Source organism: Treponema denticola ATCC 35405, from assembly GCF_000008185.1.
Taxonomy (GTDB): Bacteria; Spirochaetota; Spirochaetia; order Treponematales; family Treponemataceae; genus Treponema_B; species Treponema_B denticola.
Genome location: NC_002967.9, coordinates 47,561 through 74,026, shown reverse-complemented (window position 1 = coordinate 74,026; position 26,466 = coordinate 47,561). Strand labels below are relative to the sequence as shown.

The window sequence follows — 26,466 nt, the reverse complement described above, 5'->3', positions numbered from 1 at the left end:
GAAACGCATTATGAAAAAATTATTTTTTTGTATAGTCTTTATTCTGATAGGCTTTGCTTTTTCCGAAGAAGCAGAGTCCAATAAAGAAATTCTTAAAAAAACTGAAACCGAAAAAAAAGAAGAGAAGCCTGAGTTTGCTGAACTTCCTGCCGGATATAGAGAAATAAGCCTCGGAATGAATATGGATGCTGTTAAAGAAGCCCTTTTAAAAGACCCTATATTCGGATATCGGGGAGAAAGGGATATTTCGCTTTTACCCGGTAAAAACCGAAGCCTTATTGAAACAAGGGGCTCAAGCAATATTAAAAGGGCTTGGTTCCAGTTTTATGAAGACAACCTATATATTATCATTATCCAGATGGATACCGACAAGATAGATTATTATTCGATGTATTCTGCTCTGACTTCAAAATACGGGGAGCCTTTAAGTATAGACCCAAAAAGGTCTATTTGGAAAAACGAAAACGTCTCAATGATTTTAGAGCGCCCTCTGGCAATAAAGTATATTGATTTAAAGGTATTTAATGAGCTTTTGGAAAAAAGTCAAACGGATAAGGCTTACAGTGATATTTTGCGAGAGGAATTTATAAATGATTTTTAAAAAGGTTATAATAGTATTTTTAATGCTTTGTTTTTTTGCTTCGTGCTCTTCTCAAAATAAAATGGAAACTGAAGATATTTTTATAGAAAAAATCTCAAGAGAAGAGACAGAAGAAACAAATGAAGAAGCAAAAACCGAAGAATCCGTTAAAAAAAATATCGAAAAAATAAGTGTGGAACTTGCAATCACTCCTGCCCAGCAGCAAAGAGGCTTTATGGAGCGGAAGCTTATCCCTGAAGGTACGGGAATGATTTTTTTGTACAAGGAAGATACTAAGTTAAGATTTTGGATGAAGAACACGCCTCACCCTCTTTCAATTGCTTTTATTGACAGCTCCGGTATAATTAAAGAAATATACGATATGACGCCTTATAGTCTGGAAACAGTTGAAAGTACTTATTCCGTACGCTATGCTCTTGAGGTTCCTCAAGGTATGTTTAAAAGAATGGACATAAAAGAAGGCGATAAATTGACGCAGGAAACAATTTTTCTGTTAAAGAGAAAGATTCAATAAAAAGGAGGTAAGATAAACAGTTCGGCAGAAATTCAGCCTCACTGTTTATCTTCGAGTTTTGTGCTTTGCACAAAACATCGCATTATTGTATGCAGTTTGTGAACAAACTGCTTGAAAAAACTTTTTTCGCAAATTGATATTTGCTGCAAAAAGTTTTTATGGGAGGTATTATGAAAAAAACGGACTTTTCCATTTCTACATTGGGAGAATGTAAAATACAGTCTCCTATTATGCTGTCGGAAACACACGGAGATCTGATTGCAAACTATGTTACCGATAACGAATTTATAAGATATAATTTGGATGCCTCCTTGGGTGAAACAGGAGAGCCTTTAACTCACGCCGACATTATCGAAAAGGCCGGGCCTCGTCAAAAGATCTACTTTAGCCCCAACTATGTACATGCTGCAATTGCTACCTGCGGAGGTTTATGCCCCGGTATAAATGATGTTATAAGGGCTATAGTACGCTGTCTGTGGACAAGGTACGGAGTCCGCCGAATCAGCGGTATAAAATTCGGATATAAGGGATTTATTTCCGAATATGGGTTTTCTCCCGTTCCATTGACTCCTGAAGCAGTAAACGGAATCCATAAAACGGGAGGTTCTTTTTTGGGCACTTCCCGAGGCGGAGGTACAAGGGTCACCGAAATAGTAGACGGAATCGAGCAGATGAATATCAATATGGTATTTTTTATCGGCGGTGACGGTACGCAAAAAGGAGCTCTCGAAGTTTCAAGAGAAATTGAAAGGCGTAAATTAAAAATTTCGGTAATAGGTATTCCCAAAACTATAGATAATGATCTTTCTTTTATACAAAAGTCTTTCGGATTCGATACGGCTATTGCAAAGGCTACCGAATCTGTTGCAGCGGCCAATATGGAGGCCAGTTCTCAAATCAACGGTATAGGCTTGGTAAAGCTTATGGGAAGGGAGTCGGGCTTTATCGCAACCCATACGGCTATTGCCTGTCATGAGGCGCACTTTGTTCTTATACCCGAAGTCCGCTTTGAATTGGGCGGTGAAAACGGCTTTTTAAAGCTTTTGGAAAAAAAGCTTATTGAAAATGGTTATGCCCTCATTGTTGCAGCCGAAGGCGCCGGTCAGCATTTAATGAATATTGAAGAAGAAACGGATGCTTCAGGAAACAAAAAACTTGCGGATATAGGTTTGTTTTTGAAAAAAGAAATAACCGAGTATTTTGATAAGATCGGGATGCATATAAACTTAAAATACATTGATCCCAGTTATCAGATTAGATCTTCAATTGCAGCTCCCATCGATTCGGTTTATTGCGAACGCTTAGGCAACAATGCGGTTCATGCTGCTATGGCAGGGAAGACCCGCACCCTTATAGGGCTTGTAAACAATAAATTTGTGCACCTGCCGATTGAACAAGTTGTCTCGGAAAGAAAATATGTTAACCCTGAAAGTTCTTTGTGGCGTGATGCACTGGATGCTACAGGCCAGCCCACGACAATGATATAGACTAAATATAGGGCGATATTTTGTAATGCAGTTTTTTATTCTTTTTTTATAAAAAGCTGCATTAGCATGGTAAAATCGTAGATTTTTTTGTAGGCTTCGACAAGCCATTCCCTTACGGGCCTTTCCGAATTTTGTTCAATTTCTTTCCAGTTTTGAATTAATTCACGGCGGGGTTTGTCATAATCGGCTATGATTGTCTTAAAGTTATTGCCAATCACTATTATATGTTTTAGTGAAATATTTATAAGCTTAAGGGCTGTTTCGTTTACATCATTTAGAAGTTTTGCGGCCTGGCGTCCTGCTTCCTTTTCTCTTTCCATTCTGGAAAGAAGGGTTCGGAACTTTACTCCTATATCGGAGACCTCGGAAAGTTTATCGTCAAACTCTATTGTTTTGGAAGTTACCTGCATTATTGCATGAAAACTATTGGAAAAATCTGCTGTAGTGCCGGCAAAGCCTCCCCAATTTCCCCGTACTAAAAATAGGTCGCACAGAGCCCGTATATCAGTTTTTACATATTCTATTAAAAAAGATTTTAGATAACTCATTTCTTCGGCATAGATATACCCCGATAATCCTCTTCTTGTAAAAGCTCGGTTTGCATCGATGACGTAGTTTTTCATGCCGGAGATGACTTGCTCCCCGAATATTTTGTTTATTAAAACCGCAACCTTTGACGATCTTTGCTCTTCGATGAGTTTATGGATAACGTTTTGGGTGTTTGTTTTAATTTGTGATACGTAGGTATCGGTTACTTTTTCGGTAAAGGGGGTAGTTTCAACCGTGTAAATTATATCCTCGGTAATATGTTGGATAATATATTCGAGAGCCCGTGAGCGGCGAAGGTCGCCTAAAGCTCCTAAAAGTTTTTTCCATTGGCCTGCATGAACCGGTTGAATGTTTTTATAGGTCTTTATTATATCGAAGATAAGATTCCAGTCGGTATCGAAACTTAACTGATAAAAAACCGATGCAAAATCTTTTAAGTCTTCGGAAATATACTCTCCTCTTATTGCCTGAAAGTTGGGGGTATAGTTGAAATTATTTTCAATAAAGTTGGAATCGAATTTTCGAAGTAAAAAATAATAATCGAAAAGGACAAACTGTATAAAGGCATCAAGATGTTGGTAACTTAGATCTATTTTTTGTGCTTGATCGGAATCAAGTTCACCTATAAAGGTTTTTAATTCCTTTTTTACCTTTTCGGCGAAGACTTCGGCATTTGTATTTTTTGATTGTTCTATTATTGATTCTTCGGATAAATTTTCAATTAACTTTCTTTGTTTGTCCGAAAGAGAATTTTCTACAGTAACGTTTTTTAAAACCTTTGAAGAAGCTGCTCCTGCTAAAAGGGGCCGGGCCGGGCCTACGACCTTATAAATGCTGTAAAAAAATTGTGCCGCTTGGGGTAATACCTCTTGAGAACTCGATTTATACCATTTACTGTATCTGGTTTTTCCTATGGTTTTTGCAATATCCTTTAATTTACGTCTTTTGACGGCCTCGGGGCTCTCTGAGGACATAAATAAACCTATTATTTTTTGGAAAAAACTCTCTTTTTTATGGGCCATGTTAATAATATGTGTTAAATTTGCTAATTTGTCAACCGGTACAGCGGTTCATGGAGCAAAAAATAAGTTGAGCAAAAAATAACGGTCTGTACCAAGTCCGGCATAGACCATTATTCAAAGCTTTTTAACCTGTTACTCTTCGTCGCTTTCCATTAAAAGCTTGATGACGGCTTGTTCGTTTGTAGCCCTTAGAAGTTCTTCTCTTTTTTCTGCACTTTTGAATAATAAACTTATCTGTGCAAGGAACTGCAAGTGGGGGCCTGTCTTATCCAGAGGGGAAAGAGTCATAATAAATATTCTGGCCGGTTCTTGATCCAAAGAATCGAAGTCTACCGGATTATCTGCAATGCCTATACAGGCAACGAGATCACTTACAGAGTCCGTCTTTCCATGAGGTATGGCTATGCCATGCTTCATACCTGTAGACATCTTGCGTTCTCTATCTAAAACGCAAGCCTTTGTAGCAACCCTATCCTTTACTTTTCCGGCTTTTACAAGCGTATCAAGTAACTCATCAATAATAGCTTCTTTTGTAGTCCCTTTTAAGTGCAGATTAATGGTTTCAGGAGTTATAACATCCTTTAAATCTACAGAATCGGGTTTCAATGCATCTTTAAATTCCATGAATACATTCTAAGCCTCTTTTGAGTAAAAGTCAAGTTTTTTTTAGTTTTTTTTCAAATTTCTTTTTAATTGCAAAATAAAAGCCTTTATCCGGCGGTTGAAGAATATAACAGTTACAAGAATGAATATCTAAATTGACTTGAATTTACCCTTATTTTCTGCTATAATTTAAGGGAAAATATCGGAGGCAAAACAATGAGACCATTTAATTATTCTGAAATCAAAAATCAAAAGTGGGATTCCGGCACCCTTGGTCTGATTGCTGCAATATATAAAGAAGCCGGAAAACAGGAAATGTACTTGAAACAACGTCCGGAAGAATTAGAGAAACTGGTCGAGATTGCAAAGATACAAAGTACAGAGGCATCGAATGCAATTGAAGGTATTGTAACAACAAGTACCCGTATCAAGCAGTTGGTGAAAGAGAAAACAACACCTAAAAATCGTGATGAGCAAGAAATTGCGGGTTACCGTGATGTATTAAATATAATTCACGAAAGTTTTGATGCGATTCCTCTTTCACAAAACTATATTCTGCAGCTCCATAAGATTTTGTATAGTCATATGAACAATCCGATGGCAGGCAGAATAAAAAGTGTACAGAACTATATCAGTGCTGCATATTCGGATAATCATACGGAAATATTATTTACGCCGCTTGCTCCCTTTGAAACATCGGAGGCGTTGGATAAAATTTGTGAAGAATATAACCGAGTAATTGGAAATATGGAAGTGGAGCCCTTAATAGCAATTCCTGTTTTTATTCATGATTTTCTCTGCATACATCCTTTTAACGATGGTAACGGAAGAATGAGCCGGCTGCTGACAACTCTTCTGTTATACAGAAACGGCTTTTATGTAGGAAAATATATCTCTTTGGAAGCAAAAATTGCAAAAAACAAGGATTTATATTATGACGCACTTGGTAGAGCTCAGATTGGTTGGCATGAAGGCGAAGAAGATGTTGTTCCTTTTATCAAATACTTGCTTGGAACGGTTCTTGCGGCCTATAGAGATTTTGCAGACCGCTTTGCTTTAGTAGAAATAAAACTTCCTGCTCTTGAAACTGTAAGACGTGCCGCTCTAAATAAGATTGGCCGATTTACTAAGCAGGATATTCGTGAGCTTTGTCCTTCTCTGAGTATAAGTTCTATCGAGGGTGGACTCCGAAAATTAGTATCAGCCGGTGAATTGAAAAGAGAAGGCTCCGGAAAAAACATTTGCTATTATAGATTAAAGTAATTCCCATAAACATTTAAACTTTCCCTTAAAAATGCAAATAAAATAAGGGGAACGGTTTATTGATAAGGTTAAGAATCTCCCATTTTGACAAGCTGCAAAGAGAGAAGCTTCTAAAAGTTTTTATAAGTTTTTCCGATAAAAGAAATATGAATTCGCCCGATTTTTTTTATGTTATAAAAAATGTTGTACTTTCTCCCATAGTGATCGGAGTAACCATTGTTTGCGGTCTTATTTTAAGCTTTATTTTTTATGTAATGAGCTATAAGAAAAAACCGAGGCGTTTTGCTGTAAAAAAGAAAGCACCCAAACCTGGAAAGGAAAAAACGCCTGCCTCCAAAGAAGAAGCTGCAGGTGAGGAAGGGGAAGAATAGGCAAATTTTAAAGATTTTGATAAAAATTTGAATTTTTTTTGACTCGCACGAATACTATTTTTTGATTGTGTGCTATCATTGCCATTTTTTACAAGCAGCGGGTTTATTTTCCTGCTGCCTGCACCTTATCCCTATTACAAGCAAAAATACCGGCACAATTACTCTTTTATAATCGGTACCCATAACTCCATATTGTAGTTTTTATCGTACATGTCGCCTTCTTTGTAAATTTCAAAATCGGGAGTGCCGGCGTGCCGATAACCCTGTTCCGGGAAGAAAGTATCCATAACATATTTCCAGCCTTGATGAATACAGTCGGGCACAGGACCTTTTAATTGTACGACAGCGTACTCGGCTTCGGGAATGTGCATGACGGATAAACCGAATGTTTCGGCTTTTTGCTCGTCGGTGCAATCATAGCCTGCCATGTAATTAAAGGAATTGCAATCTTTTACCTCATAGCATGAACCGTAGCTTTGTCCGTTCCCCATAGTAATAAGTTCCTCATGAGAAGCCTTATTAAATAAATCATTCCACTTTTTTTAGCACTCATAATCATTTTAATAGTTTTTTATAAAACCCGCAAATATCCTTATAAAGCCTTGATATCTCAGCCTTATCTTCTATAAAATAGCGGTGAACATCCGGGATTGTTTTAAAAAAGGTTTCTTGACGCTTGGCGTAGTGTTTGGTATTTCGTTTTATAAGGGCCGAGACTTCCTCCAAGTCCGATTCGGGTTTTAAACGCTTATTTTCATCAAAAAATTCCCTGTAGCCTATGGCTTTAAGTCCGGGGCTTTCGCTTGTATAGCCCATCTCATAAAGCTTTTTTACTTCATCATATAGGCCCTCGGCAAACATAGCATCGACCCTCTTTTCGATTCTTTCGTATAAAAGGGAGCGGGTTCTTTCGATGCTTAAGATAAAAAACTCGTATTTTTCTCTTGGGTTTTCGGGGAGGGCAAAAGAGCTTAAAGGCTTCCCTGAAGCGGCAAAAACTTCGTGAGCTCTTATTATTCTGTATTCGTCATGAACATGGAGCCTCTCTGCCGTCTCGGGGTCTATTTTTTTTAGCTCTTCCAAAAGAATGCCGGCTCCTTCTTCCTTTGCTCGTTTTTGAAAATGCTCACGGATTTTAGGGTCGGCGGTGGGCGTAACGGGAAGGCCGTATAGAAAATTCTTTAAGAAAAAAGCCGTGCCTCCCATCAAGACCGGAAGTTTTCCCCGCCTATATATTTCGGGGCAAAGTTTATCGGCTTCTTTTACAAAATCGGCTGCCGAAAATTCTTCGGAAGGCTCTTTTATGGCGATTAAGTGGTGGGGTAGGTCTTCCAATTCTTCTTTGGAAGGAGAAGCCGAGCCGATATGCATATGCTTATACACCTGAACCGAGTCGGCGCTTATAATTTCTGCACAAGCTGAAAGAGCCGAAATTCCGCCTTCTTTTGAGAAATCTTTTGAATGTTTATAAGAAAATATTTCGGAAGCTAAGCTTGTTTTTCCCGAAGCCGTCGCTCCGAAAAAAATCAATACGGGAACCATGCAAACTTTTGAAGTAGAAATTTTAGTTGAATTCGGGGTGACGCTCTATCTGATAGTTTACTTCACCGGTAAAAATTTGCTTTGCTCCGGCTGAAACAACCTTGTCTCCGCTTTTTTCGACATTGGGATCTTGGATTTTAGCCAGCTGATAGGCCCTTCTTGTCGATGCACATGTAATCTCGTAAATATTGTCATCAAACTCGATGAGTTCTTTTAATGGAAATATCATGCAATTATTTTAACATTATTAAAGAAAAAAGTCAATATTTTCACTTATTGAATTTCCGGGGTGATGTTTCCCATACCGATGACCGAAATATCCTTTGGAATTTCGGGGACGGATAAGACCGGAACCATGGGCATTTCGTATTCAAGAAGCCGTTTTATCAAAAGTCTGCCTTCTTCGGGAACGAGAATAACTGCGATGCCTACAAATTGTGCATTAAAGTTGTTGTATGCATTTTGAACGGCTCTAAGCCATGCTTTTTTCGATTCAGTGTCTATTGCAGGTTGAGGGCCGGTCAGGGTATCTATGCGGCTTGCCAAAACGGTTTGGAAAAAGGCTGAATCTACCATAAAAGCCCTCAAGGCCTTGTCTTCTCCCAGATATTGCTGAACAATTTGTCTGCCTAACCTTTGTCTGACTTTTTCGGCTATTAGATACATGTCCCCTGTTATGCGCCTATAGTCTGATATGGTTTCAAGAATGGCCGTGGTATTGCGTATGGAAACATTTTCCCTAAGGAGACACTTAAAGACCGTTTGCAAGTCTCCCAATGTCAGCTTATCGTTTGACTGAATTTCTTCGACGACGATTGGGTTTAATTTTTTTGCGGAATCCAAGATGTTGCTTACCATCTGTCTTGAAAGGATGTCATCCGCATGTGTTTTTATAACCTGCGTTAAATGGGTTGCTATTATGGAAGGCGGATCTATAACTGTATATCCTGCCCTTTCGGCGGCTGCTTGGTTTGATTCGGAAATCCAAATAGCCGGAAGACCGAAGGCCGGATCTAAGGTAGGTTCGCCGGGGATTTCATCTTGAACATTTCCAGGGTTTACTGCGAGGTATGCACCCATTCTTATCTTTGATCTTGCTACCTCGGCTCCCTGTATTGTAATACAATATTCATCGGGAGGAAGGTTCATGGCATCCATCATTCTGATAACCGGCATTACAAGACCGGTTTCGAGAGCTATTTCTTTTCTTATGCGTTTAACTCGCGGAACGAGGTCTGAGCCTCTTTTTTCATCGACCAAAGGAATAAGGCCGTATCCGAATTGCAAGGATAGATCGTCGTATGGGCTTACAGCCTTGGTATCGTCGGTTTCGGTTTTTGCCGCTTTTTCCGATGCGGCTTGGGCTTCTTTAGCCGCCTGTTCTTTTTGAGCCCTTGTTACCTTTGTTGTCTGCAGCCTCCAGCCTAAAAAGGCAAGGCTTAAAGCAATTATAATTAAGATTATTGACGGGAAGCCGGGCAAAACGGCCATCACAGTCAAGGTGATAGCTGCTATGTAATAAACAGTCGAATTGCGTGCAAATTGGTCTGTGATGTCTTTTCCGAAAGAGCCTGTTGAAGCTGAGCGGGTTACTACAAGACCTGTTGCAACCGATATAAAAAGAGAAGGAAGCTGGGCTAAAAGTCCGTCCCCTATTGTAAACCTTGTGTACATCTGCATCGCTTTAGTGAATTCTTCTTGTCTAAATACTATACCGACGATTAAGCCGGCTACAATATTTAAAACCGTTATAAAGATTCCTATTTTTACGTTTCCCGAAACGAATTTACTCGCCCCGTCCATAGCTCCGTAAAAATCCGTAGACCTTTGTAATTCTTCCTTTTTCTTTCGGGCTTCGGCTTCAGTGATAACGCCTGCATTGTATTCTGCTTCAATAGACATACTTCTGGTATTATTAAAGTCTAAGGCAAAACGGGCTGCAACCTCGGCAATTCTTGTTGCTCCCTTTGTGATTACAAAGGCTTGAACGGCAATCAAGATAATAAAAACTACAAAGCCTATTACCAAACCTTGATTTCCTGTAGAGCCGATAACAAATTGACTGAAGGCTGCGATCATCTTTCCGTTAAATTTTTCTCCATATGTTAGAATAAGCCTTGTAGACGAAACGTTTAGGGCAAGGCCGAATATGGTGGAGACTAAAAGCAATGAAGGAAAAACCGTAAACTCCGTAGGCTTATCTACAAATAAAACTATGAGTAATATTATCAAACTGAATATAAGATTCAGTGCCATAAAAAAGTCTAAAAGAGCTGTAGGCAGAGGAATAATAATCACAAATATTACCATGATAGCTCCAATAGCTACCAAGGCATTCGGTACTTCTTTAAAAAATCTGTTTTCGGCCATTTATCGTTTTACCTCCATCTTTTCCTTAACATTTCTTTTTCTTTCATCGAGTAAATTTTTAAGAAAATAATCGAAAGCGATTGATAGTACTCGCTTGGAATTATCTGTCCTAAATCTACGTTAGCGTAAAGGGCTCGGGCTAGGGGAACATTTTCAATCGTAGGAATATTGTTTTCCCGGGCAATTCTTTTTATGTTTTGGGCTGTTGCATCAACTCCCTTCGATATAACCATAGGAGCAGGCATGATGCCTTGTTTCCATTGAAGAGCAACAGCATAATGGGTAGGGTTTGTAATAACAACATCGGCGTCCGGAACGTTTTTTATACCGGTTTTTTGCAAGATTGCCTGCATCTGCCTGTTTATTTGGGCCTTTACCATCGGGTCGCCTTCCAATTCTTTGTATTCATCGGTTACTTCCGTTTTTGACATTTTTAAAGATTCCGAAAACTGACGTTTTTGAAAAAAGTAGTCGGGAATACTTAAAAGAACTAGTGCGACTGCGGCGTAGACCAATATTTGCGCCGCCGTTTTTGCTATAAAAATTATCGAATTGGGAAAATCGGATTGAAGCAGGGCTATCATCTTTGTAATATTGTTTTTTATAACAAGATATCCTATAAAACCTATAATGACAACCTTAAAAAGCGATTTGGCTAAATTAAAAAGCCCTTCGGCAGAAAATAGAGCTCTTTTAAAGAACCTTGCAAAATTGGGAGTAACTCTTTTAAAATCGGGCTGAATAGGTTTTGTCGAAAATAAAAAGCCTCTGTTTTGAATAATATTTCCCAACACTCCCGAAATTAGGGCTACCCCCGTTATCGGGAAAACCGTTTTAAAAAAGTATAAAACAAAAATCCTGAACCAAGTTCCGTTTACAACATCTTCTGTTGTGCAGCGTTCAAAAAAGAAGGCGATGACCTGCATTAAAGATTTAAATATGTAGGGCCCCATTATTATAAGGCTGATTACGGGAAGCAGCACAACCATTGCAGCATTTAAGTCCTGACTTTTTGCAACCCTTCCTTCTTCCCTGGCCTTGCGTATCTTATATTCGGTCGGGTCTTCCGTTCTGCCTTCATCTTCGGCAGCGAACCATTGCAAGCCTATCGTTTTATTGAGGAGGAGATCTTCTTGAGAAAAATATTTTCGGTAAAGGAGGGGCGATTTTCCCGATATCATTTAGTACCCCCTAAACTGTCTAAAAGCCGCCAGAAATCCGAAAAGCCTTTTTCCAAAATAATTTCAAAGGTGTTTATAAAAAAAGGCAGAGCAAGGGCTAAAATAAAAAAGGCAGTTAAAATAGTAATGGGGAAGCCTTCCGATAACAAATTCATCTGAGGGGCTGCCTTTGTTAAAAGTCCCATTGTTATGTGAATTAAGATTAGTGTTCCCATAACAGGCAGGGCAATTATCATTGCGTTTAAAAAAAGATTTCCAACTGCTCCTAAAAGATAAGTTGAAAGCTCCTCCTGCCTTTCTAAAAACAAAAAGCAGTTTACATGCTCAATGCTCTTCATTATTCCGCCTAAAAAAAGACGTTGGAAACCGTTTATGCGTAAAAAGATAAGGACTGCAATAAAGTTAAAATATTGACCTACGAGGGGGTTTTCAACTTGAGCTAGGGCATCAAAAACACCCGACGCCCCGAAGCCCATCTGGAACGAAAAAAACTGTCCTGCCGTGCTGAATGTAGAAAATAAAATGCTTATAAAAAAACCGGTTAAAACACCGATAAGTCCTTCTCCAAGAAGTAAAAGAAGATACTCAAGACTGAAGGCGTTTAGATTTCCGAAGTTGGGATAGGCATAGGGGGTTACCATAAATGCAGTTAAGCCTGCAAGAGCAACCTTTGCAATTCGTGAAACATTGCGCATTGACATTAGAGGGGATGTCATCAGTATGGCAAAAATGCGGACAGCTGCGAGTAAAAAAATGGGTTCTTTATCTAGGATAAAATCGAAGGGCTGCATTTATTTATAGAATGCCCCTTATCTTACCAATTGCGGAATTAAATTCATTAAAGAAACAAAATATTCCCTTAACACCGTAATCATCCAAGTTGCCAAAAGAGCAATCATTCCTAAAATAGTTAAAATTTTAGGAACAAAGGTCAGCGTCTGTTCCTGTATAGAGGTAGTCGCCTGAAAGATTGCAACAATTAAGCCTACTAAAAGAGCTGCAACTAAGATGGGGGCGGAAAGCATCAGTATGATACCTATACCTTCACGCATTAAAGTAACTATAGTACCTGTAGTCATAGTCCCCTCCATAATGACCTAGGGTTTTCTGTCATTATAAACAAAAATACTATATTTTGCAAGGCTGCAATTAAAATTCAAGTTTAAAAAAAATATGCCGAAAATTTATTCTGTAGAGGAATTTGAAAAGATGGCAGATTTTGTATTTAAACTTTCATCAAAGGTTATTTTAGGTAACTATTCTCTTGCCCGCATCGGTGAAGAAGTCGTAAAATTCGGGAATAATTTTATGTTTGTGGTTGACCCTTTTTTTGAAGATATGGGTTTAGTCGATAAGGTTCGAAAATCTCTTGAAGAAAAAAATATCTCCCTTTTTGTGTTTAACGGTTTTGAGCAGACCGCCGATTCTGAGGTTATAGAAAGAGCTCTTTCATTAGCCAGAGGAGCCCATATAAGAGGCGTAATTGCCTGCGGAGATATGACTGCATGTGCCATAGGGAGGGCTATTGCCGCTCTTTATAATGAGGATAAACCCGTATACAGATATATTGAAGGAGAACCTATTACGGCAGAGTCCTTACCTCTTATTCAAGTTCCTACGACATGCTGTGATCCGTTTTTATTTGGGAATTCCAGTTTTATTGTAGATTCCAGAAATAGAACAGTAAATTTATTAAAGATAAAAGAAGATTTATGCGACCTTGTAATTTTTGATTCAAATACATATGCAGGTCTTGCGCCCAATGCAATGACTTCAATGATTTTTGCAGGTTTATGTTCTACCTTTGAAGCCTATGTTTCGACGAGGGGAAGCTTTTTTTCGGAAACTATCTTGGGAAAGGCTGTCGAGATATTTTTAATTTCCCTTGATCCTCAGCATGAAAAACTTGTCGGAATGCCCAGAGAAGAACTTGTGGCTCAAGCTGCTTGTCTTTCCGCTATCGGAATTGCGGCTTCCGCACCCGGACTTGGAACAGCCATAGCGCTTGCTGCGGGAGGAAGATATAGAATTTCAAAATCCCTTATTGCGACGATTTTACTTCCTCATGTCATTAATGATGCGATTTCTTCAAGCCTTTCAAAGACCGTTGCCGTAGCGAGAATGTTGGGTGAAACCATGCTTGAAGGCGGAGATGCTGCCGAAGTTGCAAAACGCGGCGTTGAGGAAATTAGAAGAAGGCTTGCTGAAGCTAATTTACCTATACGCTTAAAAGATATAGATTTAACTATCGAATCTCTTGTTCCTGTTGCAGAAGATGCCGCCCGCTTAAGTTTTATGAACTATAGCCCAAGGCCGCTTGCAAATCACGATATTTTTGAAATTATAAAACAGGCTTTCTAATATGCCTGAAATTTTTAAGCTTTACAATTTACCCCAAAAACAAAGATGCCGTAAAATATTGCGGATATTGGAATCGGCTGAAACTGCACTTGTTCAAAATAAGGCAGACGAATTCTTGGATGCCTTTTATCTGCGTTCTCTTTTAAAAATTATTTTAGACGATTTGGATTCTGTCTCTGCCTTAAAAGTTCAAAATTGGATTGAAGACCCTCAAGAAGAAGATAAAAGAAAAATTATCAATTTTGTCAGATACGAGCTTTATAAAAAACTTGATACGACACCTGCCGAGTGGGATTTGATTTTGCCTAACTCCTCTGCCGATGAAATTGCAAATTTCAGACGGACTTTTTTTGAAGGGGTTTATGTCTATGCCGAAGATATCCGGACGCCTTTTAACATAGGTTCGATTTTTAGAACAGCAGAATCTTTTGGAGTTGAAAAAGTTTTTTTGTCTCATGATTGTGTTTCCCCTGACAGTCCCAAGGCTAAAAGAACGGCGATGGGATGTACCGAGTATCTCCCGTGGGAGAGGGCCGATCTTGAGAGCCTTCCCGATCTTCCGCTGATTGTACTTGAAACGGGCGGCACCGATATTTCAAAGTTTGAATTCCCCAAGAAAGGAATTGTCGTTATCGGCTCGGAAGAACTGGGGGTCAGCCCCGAAGCCGTAAAAAAAGCCCAAGGACGGGTTATCACAATTCCTATGTACGGAATAAAGGCCTCGATAAACGTAAGCGTTGCCTTCGGTATCTGTATGCAAAAATGGTGTGAGGCTCTTACAGCCGATTAAATTAAAAGGAAACCGTAAAGAACGCTAAGGAAAATTCGGAAATGGAGCATAAATTCAACGCTTTGTATCTTTGTGGATAAATAATAAATAAAATTTAATTTTTTAAAATTTTACTATTTATTGCAAACTCTTCATACAATAATTATGAAAGGGGAGGATTTTTCTCTTTTAAATAATTTTATTGGAGTTTTATATGAAGCGACTATTTAAGGTTACCCTCCGCAACGACTATGCATTTAAACGAGTCTTCGGAGTGGAAGAAAACAAAGATGTTCTTCAGGATTTACTGGAATGTATATTAGACATTCCGTCTGAAGACATCGCAGACTTGGAACTTCTGGATAAGGAGCTCCATAAGGATTTAATAAGCGACAAAACAGGAGTTTTAGATGTGAAATTACGCCTAAAAAACAATACAATTATCGACATCGAAATTCAAAACAGATGGAATAGCGAGTTTGTTCAGCGTACTATCTTTTACTGGGCTAAAATGTATACGGAAAACTTGAAAACGGGCGAAGTATATACAAAACTGCCCAGATGTATTACAATAAATATAGTGGGTGAAGGCTTTGATTTAAATAATCTTATTCACAGTGAGTATAATGTGGTAGAAAAGCACATAAACGACAGGCTTTCCGATGAGCTTGAGATCCACTTTTTAAACTTAGCCAAAATTAAAGAACAACAAGAAAACATTGAGCAGGATGAAAAGAAAAAGAAACTTTACAGTTGGTTGAAATTTATTGAAACTGATGATGGGGAGGTGAGGAATATGTTAGCAGAAAACTCTGAAATGATGGCAAAAGCCAATACAACAATAAACATAATGGAAATGAGTCCAAAAGAGAAGTGGCTCTATGAAAACCGAATGAAATATGAACATGACAAAGCCTCTTGGAAACATATGGGTTATCAAGAGGGAATCTTGCAGGGAGAAATAAATGGCAGAAAAGAAGGCATTAAACAAGGAGCCTACCAAACTAAACTTGAAACAGCAAGAAATTTATTCCGCTTAGGGTTATCGATTGAGAATATAGCAGAAGTTACCGGCCTCAGCAAAGAAGAAGTGCAAAGCATTTGAACCCACCGCCATCCGTGGCGGACGCATGCGTATCGAGTATACGTTGAGGACTGTTTTTTGTGGAGTAACGCAGCACTGACAGTACTTTTGCAAATAGGCAGAGTAGATGCAAGGAGATAGCCGAAAATAAAGCGTAGGCGTACTTCCTGTACGTCGAATACTGTTTTTTGTGGAGTAACGCAGTACTGACAGTTCTTTTGCAAATAGTCGGAGCAGGTGCAAAGAGATAGTCGAAAATAAAGCGTAGGCGTACTTCCTGTACGTTGAGCATTCGCTTTTGTGTAACGACGCAGTAATTGCCCGCCTATTTTCAAAAGCCCTATTGAAAAACATCTTCTTTAATGCTATCCTATCTCCGCTGATTGCGGAGGTAAAAATGAAAAAAATTAAAACCGTTTTTTTTATGACTATTCTTGTATTTATTCTTACAGGATGTGAACTTTTGGATTCTTTAGCCAAAGAAACCGAAATAATTAAACAGATAAAAGATGAAGATTTAAGGGGTTATACCGTAACATGGCTGATTTTTGCGGATGACAGCGATGCCTTAAAATCGGCAGCCTATAAAAAAGCTGCTTCTTATTATAAAAAGACTTCTGAAAACGCCGGTTTAAAAGATCAATTTCAAATTATAGTCGTTTCCGACGGTATTGAAAAAGCAATTCGTGAGAAGGTAAAGGAAGCCGGTTTTGATGCGGATTGTTTCCCGCTAAAATGGAACGGCAATGTAAAAAACAAGTATAATCCTAACGATAAAAAAAATTATTCCGTTTTTTTCGATAAAAATGGTAGAGCTCTTTTTAGTATGACGGAAGATTGGAAATTCGAAAATTACGGCGGCCTTGCCGATTATTCTCTTGAAGCTGCAGGTTTAAATAATATAAATGAATTAAAAAATCCTCTCACCTTTTTTAATACCTTAAATAAATTTAAGGAAGACGATATTTTTAAATTTATAAACAATGCCGTGAACTTAAACCAAAAAGATATTTTAAGATATTTTATAAACTAATCTTATTTTTTATGGAGGATTCAAGATGACTTTATTTATAAGCGACAGTATTTTTTCTTCTACCGAAAAAAAAGGGGTAGACTTTGATAAGGCTTTTGCCGGCTACATCGTTGTAGAAAACGGCCTCATTCAAAAGGTGGGCAAGGGAGATGCTCCCGAAAGTTTAAAAAGCCAAGCCGAAAAAATAATAGATGCACGGGGAAAGACTATTACGGCAGGGCTTGTCGATGCACACACACACTTGGTGCACGGCGGTTCACGCGAACATGAGCTTGCAATGAAACTTGCAGGAAAAACTTATCTTGAAATCCATGCAAGCGGCGGCGGTATCTTCAGCACTGTAAGAGCTACCAGAGCAGCTTCAAAAGAAGAGTTGACGCAAAAAGCTTTGACTAGCCTTGACCGAATGCTTATTCACGGTACAACCACCGCCGAATCGAAAAGCGGTTACGGCCTCGACATGGAAACCGAAATTAAGTGTCTCGAAATAAATTCTTATCTGAATAAAAACCACCCAATCGACATTGTTTCAACCTATATGGGTGCTCATGCAACCCCGCCCGAATTTAAGGACAACAAGGAAGGCTATATCAAGTTTATGATAGAAGAGGTTATGCCCGAGGTTAAAAAACGCGGCTTGGCGGAATTCTCCGATGCCTTTTGTGAAGACAAGATTTTTTCCGTAGAAGAAACCGAAAGAATAATGAAGGCCGCTGCCGACTTAGGTTTTAAGCTGAAACTTCATGCCGATGAGATTATTCCTTTAAAGGGAGCGGAGCTTGCAGCAAAGATGAATGCTCACTCAGCCGAGCACTTGATGGCTATATCCGACGAGGGCATTACGGCTCTTGCAAAATCGGGAACGGTTGCCGTTCTTCTCCCTGCGACTTCTTTCTTTTTGATGTCGCCTATTTATGCACCTGCAAAAAAGATGATTGAAGAAGGCGTAAGGGTCGCCCTTGCAACCGATTACAACCCCGGAAGCAGCCCGACAGAAAACCTGCAAATGGCCATGTGGGCTGCCTGTTATAAGATGAAACTTTTACCTGCACAGATTTTACGCGGCGTTACAATAAATGCAGCTTATGCAATAGATCGTGAAAAAACTATAGGCAGCATCGAAGAAGGAAAGCAGGCTGACCTTGTTATCTTTGATGCCCCGAATATAGATTTCCTTGTTTATCATTTCGGTGTAAATTCCGTCGATCAGGTTTGGAAAAAGGGAAAGCTTGTTGCCGAAAAGGGCCGGCTTGTTTATAAGAACTGATTTTTTTAGTTGTAATACTTGAAGTTAATTAATTTGAACAAAAATAATTTGAATAAATAGGAGATATTTTATGGAATTAGTAAAGATGACGGTAAGTGCTTTTGTTGACGAAACAGCCAGCGATTCTCCGGCCCCCGGAGGCGGTTCCGTTTCTGCCTTGGCAGGTTCTCTAGCCTCGGCCCTCGGTCAGATGGTTATCCGCTTGACAACAGGAAAAAAAGCCTTTGCTTCTCTTGACGAAAAAACTCAAGAAGAATTTAAGGCTCAGCTCCCTAAATTAGAAAAGGCTCAAAAACGATTGGTCGAAATCATTGATGAAGACACACAGGCCTTTAACGCCTTTATGGAAGCCTTAAAGCTGCCCAAGGACACCGATGAGCAAAAGGCAAAGCGCAGCAAGGCTATGTCCGATGCTACTGTCGTGGCAATGCAGGTTCCGCTTGAAACAGCTAAGACCTGTTTGGATGTGCTGCGCTTTTTACCCATTGTTGCCCTTCACGGAAACAAAAATGCCGCTTCCGATGCCGGTGTTGCAGCCCTTAATGCCCGCTCCGGTTTGGAAGGTGCTATATTAAACGTTAAGATAAATCTAGGCGGAATCGATGATGCATCCCTCTGCGAAAAAACAAGGGCTGAGTGCAATAAGATGCTCGAAGAAGGTGAAAAGCTAAAGACCGAAATTTTAAAAACAATCTATTCTAAGATTGAATAGGTTTAAAGTTTCACGAAATTTAGCTTTAACCTAAATAAAAAAGGCAAGCTTCAAAAAAGAAGCCTGCCTTTTTGAAGCAAAATAATGATATAGAATGAAGTCTAAATTTATACGAACTTTTATTTTGTTTTTTAAGGCCTCACCTTTCAGGGTAAGTGCCGTAATTATGCTTACCCTTGCCTTGGGTGTTTTCCCGTCTTTGAGAATTTTTATTTCGATGAAGCTTATAGACTTAATTGCTGATCTTTTGCAAAGCTCAGCGGAAATCGCCTTTGGAAAGATTTTTAAGCTTTTGGCAGCTTGGGCTGTTATCTCCCTAGCTTCCGAATTAGCCGTAAAACTTCAAGGTACCTTAAATGCCCTCATAAATGAAAAATTTTCTGCATCCATTATGACTGGTCTATCCGAAAAACTGGCAGGCCTTACCGATCTTTCTTTTTTTGAAAAAAGAGAAAACCTAGTAAAGGTCGATATGGTAAGAGAACAATTACAGGTAAGACCTCAAAACTATGTTTTTAATATCATTTTAAATTTTCAGCGCATTGTAAATTTAATAAGCATGTTTGCAGTTTTGTTTTCGATCGATTATCTTTTGCCGATTTTGATGATTTTTTCAACCCTGCCTGTATTTTTAATTTCGCAAAAGGCGGGAAGAGTTCAGTGGGCCGAAACCGAAAAACTTCAAGATAAGAGGCTGAAGATGGCTACATACATCAAGCACGGACTTGAAGGTGAAAAAGCAAAGGATAATTTTTTATTCGGCTTTGCCAAAAACTTTAAAAATACTTATTTGAGCATAAGAGATGAATACTTAAAAAGTTTTATCAAAATTGCTCATAAGGGATTGGCCTTTCAATTAATTACAAGTTTTGTTTCCGCCCTGATTATGATAACCTTATTTTTCTTAATGATTTTTATTGTCGTAAAAAAAAGAATTGCCGTCGGGGCCGTAGCAGGTTATGTACAAGCCTTTATGTATACCCAATACGAAATACAGGATTTGGCTATGTACGGAAGATGGTATTTTACGATAATGGGGTACTTTCAAAACTATTTTGATATTATGGATTGGACCGGGAAACATCGGGGTATTGAAGATGTTGAACAATCCGAGCGGATAATCTTAAACGAAAAAATAGAATCCATCGAATTAAAGAATGTCCGCTTTGCTTATAGAGGAAAGGAATTCGACAATGACGGAAACGATATAAGCGATTATGCAATAAAAGATTTATCTCTTTTTATAGACGGTAAAAAAACTTATGCGGTTGTAGGAAAGAACGGCAGCGGTAAAACTACTCTGATAAAACTTTTAACGGGCTTTTACACGCCCCAAGAAGGGAGTGTCATAATAAACGGCAAATATAATCTTTCTGATTTGGATATGGATTCATATCGGGAAAGGCTATCGGCAGTATTCCAAGATTTTGCCGTTTATTCAGGCTACACTGTAGATGAAAACATTTTTGTAAAACCTGAACACTCTGAGGAAGAAGAAAAAGAAAAGATAGAAAAGGTTAAATATTTAGGGAAAGACTTTGAAAAGAAACTTGAAAATAATTATTTCCTCGTTTTGGGAATGCAATACAACGGCAAAGAATTTTCAGGCGGACAAAGGCAGAGGCTTGCAGCTCTTCGTTCCTTTATCAAAAAAAGCGATATAATATTTTTTGACGAACCTACCTCTGCAATAGATCCAATAGCCGAAAACGAATTTATCGAAAGCATTCTTATGCAGGGTAAAGGAAAAATCTCTCTTATCGTAACTCATAGAATGGGAAGCATAAAATCCTGCAGCGATATAATCGTAATCGATTCGGGCCGTGTAATTGAAAAAGGAAACTTTGAAAGCCTCTTAGCCCAAAACGGTTTATTTGCGGAACTTTATAACAGCCAAAGAAAAAACTTTGTTGAAGAAGAACTTGACATAAGAAATTAGTTTATGGTATAGTCAATACAATCAATAACAAATCTTTTATCAAAAGGAGTTTTTAGCATCTAAAATGAATAACTAAACTTTCTTAGAATTTAAAATCATATTGTCTCAAAACTAATATTAATTTTAAGGAATGTTTATGTTGATAGATGTTAAAAATGTAACTTTTGCATATTACGGTTCGGCGGAACCTGTTTTTGAAAATCTTAATTTACAGTTGGACACGGATTGGAAGCTGGGACTTATAGGAAGAAACGGCTACGGGAAGACAACTTTTTTAAATTTACTCCAAAACAAACTCGAATACTCAGGTAAAATTATTTCTCCTGTGAGTTTCGAATATTTCCCCTATGTCCTTGAAGAAAAGAATACTACCCGCGAGATCGTTCTTTCCCGTCTGCCTCATATCGAAGGCTGGCAGCTCGATTGCGAGCTTTCCCTATTGAAAGCTTCTTCCGAAATTGCTGATAGGCCCTTCAAGACTTTAAGTTCAGGCGAACAGATTAAGGTTCTACTTGCTGCTATGTTTTTGCATGAAAACTCTTTTATACTGATTGATGAGCCTACAAACCACTTAGATGTTTACGGCCGAGCTGCCGTCGCCGATTACTTAAAAAATAAAAAAGGCTTTATTCTTGTTTCACATGACAGGGATTTTTTAAATCGGACGGTTGACCATGTTTTAACAATCGAAAAAAATAATATCTATGTTCAAAACGGAAACTATGACACATGGGAAGAAAATAAAATCAAACAGGACAATTTTGAGATTGAAAAAAACATTCAGCTCCGCAAAGAAATAAAGCGCCTTAAGGCTGCTGCCCGTCAAAAAGCAGGCTGGTCTGACTTAAAAGAAAAAAGTAAACATGGGCAATGGATCTATGATAGGGGCTATGTATCACATAAGGCTTCAAAAATGATGAAGAGGGCAAAGAGCATTGAGCGCAATGCAGACAAGGCTGTCGCCGAAAAGGAAAAACTTTTAAAAAATATCGAAACAATTGAAGACATTCCGATGAGGCCGCTCACTCATCACGCAAAGCATCTTATAGAAGCTTCCGCACTTTCGGTTTCTTATGGCAAAAAGAATATATTTTCACCGGTTGATTTTTCCATTGAAGCCGGAGGCGTTTTAAGCCTTAACGGAAAAAACGGTGCGGGTAAGTCGAGTATTTTAAAATTGCTGATGGGAGAAAAAATAGAATTCTCAGGAACCTTAAAAAAAGCACAAGACTTAAAAATTTCTTATATCCCTCAAAATTTCGATTTTCTAAAGGGACAGCTTTTTGATTTTATCGAAGAAAGCAATATAGATAAAACCGTTTTTTTGACAACTTTAAGAAAGCTGAATTTTCCGCAGGACAATTTTGACAAGAATATGGAAACCTATTCAAGCGGTCAAAAGAAGAAGGTGCTGCTTACACGCTCAATCTGCGAGTCGGCCCATTTCTATATCTGGGACGAGCCTTTAAACTATATCGATATTATTTCGCGTCTTCAAATAGAAAGGATGATTTTAAAGTACGGCCCTACGGTTATCTTGGTAGAACACGATAAAAAATTCAACGAAAAAGTTTCTACCGATTTTGTAGAGCTGCTTCCCAATCCTTAGCTTTAAAGCCGATAAGAACAGCAGTTTCTGCCTCCAAATTATTTTCCGTAAGCTTTTTCCAAGAATTCGGCAGCATGTTTGTTTTTAGGTTCTTTTTCCAATATGTATTGAAAAGTTTTTATTGCATCTTCTTTCTTTTTTAGGCGCATTTGAAGGATGCCTTTGATGAGCATGGAATCGGTCTTAATGCCGAACATTTTTTCTGCAGCTTTTAAAAGATCGAGGGAGACTTTTGTTTGTCCCATTTTATCAAGACAGAAGACGAGGTTGTGTAATAAGAGTCTTTCTTCCGGTTTAGCCCTAAGCATCTTTCTATAAAGAATAGCGGCTTTTTGGTATTGTCCTGCCTTTCTTCGGAATAAAGCAAGCTCAGGATCAAAATTAACTTTTTTGCCTTGACTCATTAAAATTTCAAGCTGATTGCCGGCATCTTCCCAACGCTCGCATTTTTCTAAAAATAGTACATAGTCCCGCCTTATGTAGATATTCTTTCCCCATTCATTTAGATATGAGTTATATGCTTCATCAGCTTCCTTATTTAATTGTAAATTTTCGTAAGAGGCGATAATTCCTATTTTAGCTTCTTCATCTTTTTCATTGATGCTCAAAGCTCTTTCATACCAGTTTAGGGCAAGGTCGGGCATGTTCAGTTTTATGTAGCAGCAGCCCATCGCATTAAAAATAGCCGAATCGGATCTTCCGTTTTGAATAAGAGCTTGAAGATGAGGCAATACCTCTTCGGGAGGATTATCGATATGGGCAGCGGTAATTATTTTATAATAATAAATATCGTCCGCATCGCAGACGCCGCTTGCTTCGGCCCGCAGGATTTCGGCACTAAGTTCCTCCCATCGGTATGCTTCTTGAAGGGCAAGCATTATGCCGTAATGCGGATAAGGATTTTCAGGCTCGTGTTCAAGTGCACACTTATAATGTCCCAAGGCTGTGTTGGTGTTCCCCATGGAACGCTGGGCTTCTGCAGCGAGGAGGCGTATTTCGGCATCGCTTCCAAAGGTTTTAATAAAGATGCGGGCGGCAACGGCTGCTCTTGAGTAATCGCCCCGCTCCATATGTTTTTTGATAACGCCCATTGCAAAAAAACGATCCGAAACTCCGTCATCGGGAATCTCAATACCCAGTTTTGCAAAATCTTCTGCAGCAGCGGTTGTATCGCCCAGCTGCATCTTGATCATTGCAGGGTACCACTTTAGGGCGGGATCATCGGGCTCGAATTCGCAGGCGGCCTCGTATTGGCCTAGGGCCTCCGGAAGATAGCCCTCCATTTTTAGGGCGTGAGCAAGATATAGGCGAGGAGCAACCCCGTCTATGCCGTTCTTTATTGCAAAGCTGAACATTTGGCGAGCCATATCTGCGTTGCCGTTTCTTAATTCATAAATTCCTTCAACAAAAAGAGAATTTAAATATCCGGCATTCAGCTTTGCATCCGAAGGAGCAAACTTTAAGGCTTCTTCAAAGGTTTCCCTGGCAAGACGGGGCTTTTTCCATTTTAGATAGGCCGAGCCGAGCATTGCCCTTGTTTCAAGAGGATGGGGATTTAGCTTTAAGCTTTTTTCAAGACAATAAACGGCCCTGTCATATTGCCCTGCGGCCAAATATGAGCGGCCCAAAAAAAAGAAACCCATAGGAAGGTCTGTACTATTTGCAGACGGGTCCGATGAGCATCTTTTTATATAGGCCTTACCATAGGCTATTGATCTGCCGTAATTGTTTACAGCAGCCCAAGCCCTTGAAAGGTATAAATATATTTCGGGATTTCCCTTTTTTTCGCCGTAAAAGGGAGAAGATACTTCGGCTAAGCCCTCTGCGGCTAAGTTTTCTAAAATTAAAATTGAAGTCTTATAGTCGCGTTTTTTTCCGGCTTCAATAGCTTCATTTATAAGCGCATTTACAGACTTAGCCATAAGTTTATTTTCTTCCGGCTTGAACCAAGGTTACAGCCGAGGTGGTAATTATGTCGTCTACCGAGCAGCCTCTGGAAAGGTCGGATATGGGCTTTGCAAAGCCTTGGAGGAAGGGGCCGAGGGCTTCTGCACCGGCAATTCTCTGTACCAGCTTATATCCTATGTTTCCGGCTCCGAGGTCGGGGAAAATCAGGGTATTGGCCTGTCCTTTTACGGGAGAGTCGGCCGCTTTCTTTTGCATAACTGAAGGAACTATGGCGCAGTCCAACTGGATTTCTCCGTCAAAGACGAAATCGGGTTTTCTTTCCTGTAAGATTTTTACGGCTTCGCGGACGCGTAAAATATTTTCATCTTTGTCGCCGCCCGAACCCTTGGTAGAAAAGGAGAGCATTGCAACAATCGGCTCAACCCCGGCAAAGGTCCGGCAACTTATAGCTGCAGAGCAGGCAATGTCGGCCAACTGTTCAGAGCTGGGAGTCGGAATTACGGCACAGTCCGAAAAGATAAAGACTCCGTTTGCTCCGAGTTTGGGATTTTTTGTGTCCATCAAAAAGCAAGAAGAAGCGGTTTTCATTCCCGGAAGGGTTCCGATAACTTTTAAACCTGCACGGAGAACATCGGCTGTTGTGTTTAAGGCTCCCGCAACCATTGCATCCGCCTTATCTTGAACCAACATCATCGCTGCGAAGCCCAGCTCCGCACTCATTTCTATTTTAGCCTGTTCAAGGGTCATACCCTTGGCCTTTCTTTTTTCGTAATAGCTTTCGGCAAAGGAATCGAGCCATTCCGATTTTTTCGGATCGATTATCTTGATTCCGCCAAGTTTTACCCCCGCCTTAGAAGCCGCTGCATAAACAGCATCATCGGAACCGATTAAAAAAAGCTCCGATACCAATTTTTCGTCTACGATAGATCGGGCTGCTTTGAGAGTCCTTTCTTCAGTACCTTCAGGCAAAACAAGGCGGTTAGCATACATCTTTGCCTTTCTTTTCATTTCATCTACAAAACTCATAATTTTTTCTCCTTAATCTTTTCCGTATGTTTAAATTGGACTAACAATTTTATTTACATTGTATTTTATCATTTTTCAATATTTATGTCTAGCAAAGCAACTGTTCAAAGATGAGCTTTTTTAAGGTTCAAGCTCCAAACTAACCTCGCCTGAAATCAACTCTTCTTTTTTGCCGTCATCGGTTTCTATGATAAGATGTCCTAAATCGCTGATTCCCAAAACCAAGGCTTGATAGGGGATGCCGGCAAAGGGAAGAACTCTTACCTTTTTTCCCGTAAGGAGGGAGAGGTTTTTATATTCTTCCATTAAGTTTTTTTGAGAATGTAGACCGTAGAGAGCTTCAATCAGGCTCGACATAATGGAAGAAGCTAAAACATTCCGGTTGAGGGAAGGAACTTCAGCTTCGCTAAAAGATGAGCCTGTTTCGGTAAAAAGAGAGCCGGCCTTGTTTTTAAGTTCGGGAGGAAAATTAGACTCTTTTACATTGAGGCCTATGCCTATAATTACGGCCTGCACTGAGGAAGTTTCCATATCGATAATTCCCTCGCTTAAAATGCCGCAGATTTTTTTTCCGTTAAGATAAATATCGTTTACCCACTTTATTTGCGGAGCAAAGCCCAGAGCCTTTAAGCAGCGGCAGATAACCGTTGCCGAAATTGCCGTGTAAAGATCGGAAGAGGGCACTTCCCTTTCGGTCCTTGCCGGAATTGAGGGGCAAAAAATCAGACTAAAATATAAACCCGCTCCTTTTGGCGAATAAAAACTGCGTGAAAAGCGGCCTCTCCCGGCGCTTTGATGCTCGGCAAAAAGAACCGTTCCGTGAAGGGATTCGGCTCTGCTTGAGGAAGTTAACCGCCTTTTTGCCTCGGTGTTAGTGGAATCTATTGTCTTAAAAACTTCAACCTTCCCCTTGCAAACGGATTGAGCAAAGGCAGATAGGTTCTTTTCAATTGAAAAGGCGTTCAGCACATCTGAAGAGGATTTTAGAATATAGCCCTTGTTTTTTCCGCCTTCAATTTCATAACCTTCATCCCTTAGTTTTTGCACGGCCTTCCAGACGGAAACCCTCGAAAGGCCTAAGTGCAAAGCCGCTTCTTCGCCCGAAAGAGGGCTTCCGTTTTGTTCTATAAGCATATCCAAAAGTATATCACTCGTTGTCCTTGATATAAGCTCTCCCATAAAAATTCTTTAAAATAAGCATCCTTTAAAATCAAACTGAATTCTACCATATTTTTCATTTTCTTTCTATTGCAAC

General features: G+C 39.3%; 25 protein-coding genes. 13 read left to right on the top strand and 12 right to left on the bottom strand.

What is annotated here, in order from left to right:
* Positions 1–10 precede the first annotated feature (10 nt).
* From TDE_RS00335 to TDE_RS00325, 3 genes are all read left to right on the top strand, one after another.
* Positions 11–601 (top strand): hypothetical protein, encoded by a 591-nt coding sequence (locus TDE_RS00335; protein WP_002680920.1) that lies wholly within the window; start codon positions 11–13, stop codon positions 599–601.
* Positions 591–1,115: a DUF192 domain-containing protein gene (locus TDE_RS00330; protein WP_002680919.1), complete on the top strand. Its 525-nt coding sequence runs from the start codon at positions 591–593 to the stop codon at positions 1,113–1,115. The genes TDE_RS00335 and TDE_RS00330 overlap by 11 nt, the downstream gene beginning before the upstream one ends.
* A gap of 170 nt (positions 1,116–1,285) precedes the next feature.
* On the top strand, positions 1,286–2,602 hold the full coding sequence (locus TDE_RS00325; protein ID WP_002666804.1) for an ATP-dependent 6-phosphofructokinase: 1,317 nt from the start codon (positions 1,286–1,288) through the stop codon (positions 2,600–2,602).
* A 35-nt stretch (positions 2,603–2,637) separates the two neighbouring features.
* Here TDE_RS00325 and TDE_RS00320 read toward each other — a convergent pair whose 3' ends face one another.
* Complete coding sequence (locus tag TDE_RS00320; RefSeq protein ID WP_002680918.1) at positions 2,638–4,125, bottom strand: DUF5312 family protein; 1,488 nt, start codon at positions 4,123–4,125, stop codon at positions 2,638–2,640.
* Between the two features lie 180 nt (positions 4,126–4,305).
* Positions 4,306–4,797, bottom strand: coding sequence for a PTS sugar transporter subunit IIA (locus tag TDE_RS00315; protein WP_002666808.1), 492 nt, complete (start codon positions 4,795–4,797; stop codon positions 4,306–4,308).
* A 195-nt stretch (positions 4,798–4,992) separates the two neighbouring features.
* On the opposite strand from TDE_RS00315, the gene TDE_RS00310 reads away from it, so the two are divergent.
* Positions 4,993–6,039, top strand: coding sequence for a Fic family protein (locus TDE_RS00310; RefSeq protein WP_002673299.1), 1,047 nt, complete (start codon positions 4,993–4,995; stop codon positions 6,037–6,039).
* Positions 6,040–6,098: 59 nt separating this feature from the next.
* The gene (locus TDE_RS00305; protein ID WP_010956673.1) at positions 6,099–6,410 is read left to right on the top strand and encodes an OadG family protein; all 312 of its coding nucleotides are present in this window, start codon (positions 6,099–6,101) and stop codon (positions 6,408–6,410) included.
* Positions 6,411–6,568: 158 nt separating this feature from the next.
* Here the strand turns inward: TDE_RS00305 and TDE_RS00300 are convergent, their stop codons facing one another.
* From TDE_RS00300 to fliQ, 7 genes are all read right to left on the bottom strand, one after another.
* Positions 6,569–6,901, bottom strand: coding sequence for a GyrI-like domain-containing protein (locus TDE_RS00300; RefSeq protein WP_002680915.1), 333 nt, complete (start codon positions 6,899–6,901; stop codon positions 6,569–6,571).
* 64 nt (positions 6,902–6,965) lie between these two features.
* Complete coding sequence (miaA, locus tag TDE_RS00295; protein ID WP_002680912.1) at positions 6,966–7,952, bottom strand: tRNA (adenosine(37)-N6)-dimethylallyltransferase MiaA; 987 nt, start codon at positions 7,950–7,952, stop codon at positions 6,966–6,968.
* A 22-nt stretch (positions 7,953–7,974) separates the two neighbouring features.
* Positions 7,975–8,181, bottom strand: coding sequence for a DNA-directed RNA polymerase subunit omega (locus tag TDE_RS00290; RefSeq protein WP_002666823.1), 207 nt, complete (start codon positions 8,179–8,181; stop codon positions 7,975–7,977).
* A gap of 44 nt (positions 8,182–8,225) precedes the next feature.
* A complete protein-coding gene (flhA, locus tag TDE_RS00285) occupies positions 8,226–10,322 on the bottom strand; it encodes a flagellar biosynthesis protein FlhA (RefSeq protein WP_002684593.1) in 2,097 nt (698 codons plus the stop codon).
* Positions 10,323–10,330: 8 nt separating this feature from the next.
* The gene (gene flhB / locus TDE_RS00280) at positions 10,331–11,503 is read right to left on the bottom strand and encodes a flagellar biosynthesis protein FlhB (protein ID WP_002680909.1); all 1,173 of its coding nucleotides are present in this window, start codon (positions 11,501–11,503) and stop codon (positions 10,331–10,333) included.
* Positions 11,500–12,294 carry a flagellar biosynthetic protein FliR gene (gene fliR, locus TDE_RS00275; RefSeq protein ID WP_002673318.1) on the bottom strand — a complete coding sequence of 265 codons (795 nt, stop codon included), beginning with the start codon at positions 12,292–12,294 and terminating at the stop codon, positions 11,500–11,502. Before fliR ends, flhB begins: the two co-directional genes overlap by 4 nt.
* Positions 12,295–12,312: 18 nt before the next feature.
* Positions 12,313–12,582, bottom strand: a complete 270-nt coding sequence (gene fliQ / locus TDE_RS00270; protein WP_002666830.1) for a flagellar biosynthesis protein FliQ — start codon at positions 12,580–12,582, stop codon at positions 12,313–12,315.
* 130 nt (positions 12,583–12,712) lie between these two features.
* On the opposite strand from fliQ, the gene TDE_RS00265 reads away from it, so the two are divergent.
* The 8 genes from TDE_RS00265 (at position 12,713) to abc-f (ending at position 22,277) form a co-directional block, all read left to right on the top strand.
* Complete coding sequence (locus TDE_RS00265; protein ID WP_002676322.1) at positions 12,713–13,864, top strand: iron-containing alcohol dehydrogenase; 1,152 nt, start codon at positions 12,713–12,715, stop codon at positions 13,862–13,864.
* Position 13,865: 1 nt separating this feature from the next.
* Positions 13,866–14,654 carry a TrmH family RNA methyltransferase gene (locus TDE_RS00260; RefSeq protein WP_002673320.1) on the top strand — a complete coding sequence of 263 codons (789 nt, stop codon included), beginning with the start codon at positions 13,866–13,868 and terminating at the stop codon, positions 14,652–14,654.
* Positions 14,655–14,847: 193 nt separating this feature from the next.
* Positions 14,848–15,738, top strand: a complete 891-nt coding sequence (locus tag TDE_RS00255; protein WP_002676321.1) for an Rpn family recombination-promoting nuclease/putative transposase — start codon at positions 14,848–14,850, stop codon at positions 15,736–15,738.
* 376 nt (positions 15,739–16,114) lie between these two features.
* Positions 16,115–16,750 carry a hypothetical protein gene (locus TDE_RS00250; protein ID WP_002680905.1) on the top strand — a complete coding sequence of 212 codons (636 nt, stop codon included), beginning with the start codon at positions 16,115–16,117 and terminating at the stop codon, positions 16,748–16,750.
* Between the two features lie 25 nt (positions 16,751–16,775).
* Positions 16,776–18,017, top strand: coding sequence for an imidazolonepropionase (gene hutI, locus TDE_RS00245; protein WP_002673322.1), 1,242 nt, complete (start codon positions 16,776–16,778; stop codon positions 18,015–18,017).
* 70 nt (positions 18,018–18,087) lie between these two features.
* Complete coding sequence (locus tag TDE_RS00240; protein WP_002666838.1) at positions 18,088–18,729, top strand: cyclodeaminase/cyclohydrolase family protein; 642 nt, start codon at positions 18,088–18,090, stop codon at positions 18,727–18,729.
* A gap of 94 nt (positions 18,730–18,823) precedes the next feature.
* Positions 18,824–20,668 (top strand): ABC transporter ATP-binding protein, encoded by a 1,845-nt coding sequence (locus TDE_RS00235; RefSeq protein WP_002680902.1) that lies wholly within the window; start codon positions 18,824–18,826, stop codon positions 20,666–20,668.
* Positions 20,669–20,804: 136 nt separating this feature from the next.
* Entirely contained in the window at positions 20,805–22,277 is a 1,473-nt protein-coding gene (gene abc-f, locus TDE_RS00230) for a ribosomal protection-like ABC-F family protein (protein ID WP_002680900.1), read from the top strand.
* 38 nt (positions 22,278–22,315) lie between these two features.
* Here the strand turns inward: abc-f and TDE_RS00225 are convergent, their stop codons facing one another.
* The 3 genes from TDE_RS00225 to TDE_RS00215 form a co-directional block, all read right to left on the bottom strand.
* Complete coding sequence (locus TDE_RS00225) at positions 22,316–24,199, bottom strand: tetratricopeptide repeat protein (RefSeq protein ID WP_002680896.1); 1,884 nt, start codon at positions 24,197–24,199, stop codon at positions 22,316–22,318.
* A 4-nt stretch (positions 24,200–24,203) separates the two neighbouring features.
* A complete protein-coding gene (gene pta, locus TDE_RS00220; RefSeq protein WP_002666863.1) occupies positions 24,204–25,211 on the bottom strand; it encodes a phosphate acetyltransferase in 1,008 nt (335 codons plus the stop codon).
* Positions 25,212–25,331: 120 nt separating this feature from the next.
* Entirely contained in the window at positions 25,332–26,390 is a 1,059-nt protein-coding gene (locus TDE_RS00215; RefSeq protein WP_002680895.1) for a biotin--[acetyl-CoA-carboxylase] ligase, read from the bottom strand.
* Positions 26,391–26,466 lie beyond the last annotated feature (76 nt).

Bases quoted from the DNA above. Each gene is read 5' to 3' on its own strand.
- TDE_RS00335 (WP_002680920.1), top strand. From the start codon at position 11: ATGAAAAAATTATTTTTTTGTATAGTCTTTATTCTGATAGGCTTTGCT.
- TDE_RS00330 (WP_002680919.1), top strand. From the start codon at position 591: ATGATTTTTAAAAAGGTTATAATAGTATTTTTAATGCTTTGTTTTTTT.
- TDE_RS00325 (WP_002666804.1), top strand. From the start codon at position 1,286: ATGAAAAAAACGGACTTTTCCATTTCTACATTGGGAGAATGTAAAATA.
- TDE_RS00320 (WP_002680918.1), bottom strand. From the start codon at position 4,125: ATGTCCTCAGAGAGCCCCGAGGCCGTCAAAAGACGTAAATTAAAGGAT.
- TDE_RS00315 (WP_002666808.1), bottom strand. From the start codon at position 4,797: ATGGAATTTAAAGATGCATTGAAACCCGATTCTGTAGATTTAAAGGAT.
- TDE_RS00310 (WP_002673299.1), top strand. From the start codon at position 4,993: ATGAGACCATTTAATTATTCTGAAATCAAAAATCAAAAGTGGGATTCC.
- TDE_RS00300 (WP_002680915.1), bottom strand. From the start codon at position 6,901: ATGGGGAACGGACAAAGCTACGGTTCATGCTATGAGGTAAAAGATTGC.
- miaA (WP_002680912.1), bottom strand. From the start codon at position 7,952: ATGGTTCCCGTATTGATTTTTTTCGGAGCGACGGCTTCGGGAAAAACA.
- TDE_RS00290 (WP_002666823.1), bottom strand. From the start codon at position 8,181: ATGATATTTCCATTAAAAGAACTCATCGAGTTTGATGACAATATTTAC.
- flhA (WP_002684593.1), bottom strand. From the start codon at position 10,322: ATGGCCGAAAACAGATTTTTTAAAGAAGTACCGAATGCCTTGGTAGCT.
- flhB (WP_002680909.1), bottom strand. From the start codon at position 11,503: ATGATATCGGGAAAATCGCCCCTCCTTTACCGAAAATATTTTTCTCAA.
- fliR (WP_002673318.1), bottom strand. From the start codon at position 12,294: ATGCAGCCCTTCGATTTTATCCTAGATAAAGAACCCATTTTTTTACTC.
- fliQ (WP_002666830.1), bottom strand. From the start codon at position 12,582: ATGACTACAGGTACTATAGTTACTTTAATGCGTGAAGGTATAGGTATC.
- TDE_RS00265 (WP_002676322.1), top strand. From the start codon at position 12,713: ATGGCAGATTTTGTATTTAAACTTTCATCAAAGGTTATTTTAGGTAAC.
- TDE_RS00260 (WP_002673320.1), top strand. From the start codon at position 13,866: ATGCCTGAAATTTTTAAGCTTTACAATTTACCCCAAAAACAAAGATGC.
- TDE_RS00255 (WP_002676321.1), top strand. From the start codon at position 14,848: ATGAAGCGACTATTTAAGGTTACCCTCCGCAACGACTATGCATTTAAA.
- TDE_RS00250 (WP_002680905.1), top strand. From the start codon at position 16,115: ATGAAAAAAATTAAAACCGTTTTTTTTATGACTATTCTTGTATTTATT.
- hutI (WP_002673322.1), top strand. From the start codon at position 16,776: ATGACTTTATTTATAAGCGACAGTATTTTTTCTTCTACCGAAAAAAAA.
- TDE_RS00240 (WP_002666838.1), top strand. From the start codon at position 18,088: ATGGAATTAGTAAAGATGACGGTAAGTGCTTTTGTTGACGAAACAGCC.
- TDE_RS00235 (WP_002680902.1), top strand. From the start codon at position 18,824: ATGAAGTCTAAATTTATACGAACTTTTATTTTGTTTTTTAAGGCCTCA.
- abc-f (WP_002680900.1), top strand. From the start codon at position 20,805: ATGTTGATAGATGTTAAAAATGTAACTTTTGCATATTACGGTTCGGCG.
- TDE_RS00225 (WP_002680896.1), bottom strand. From the start codon at position 24,199: ATGGCTAAGTCTGTAAATGCGCTTATAAATGAAGCTATTGAAGCCGGA.
- pta (WP_002666863.1), bottom strand. From the start codon at position 25,211: ATGAGTTTTGTAGATGAAATGAAAAGAAAGGCAAAGATGTATGCTAAC.
- TDE_RS00215 (WP_002680895.1), bottom strand. From the start codon at position 26,390: ATGGGAGAGCTTATATCAAGGACAACGAGTGATATACTTTTGGATATG.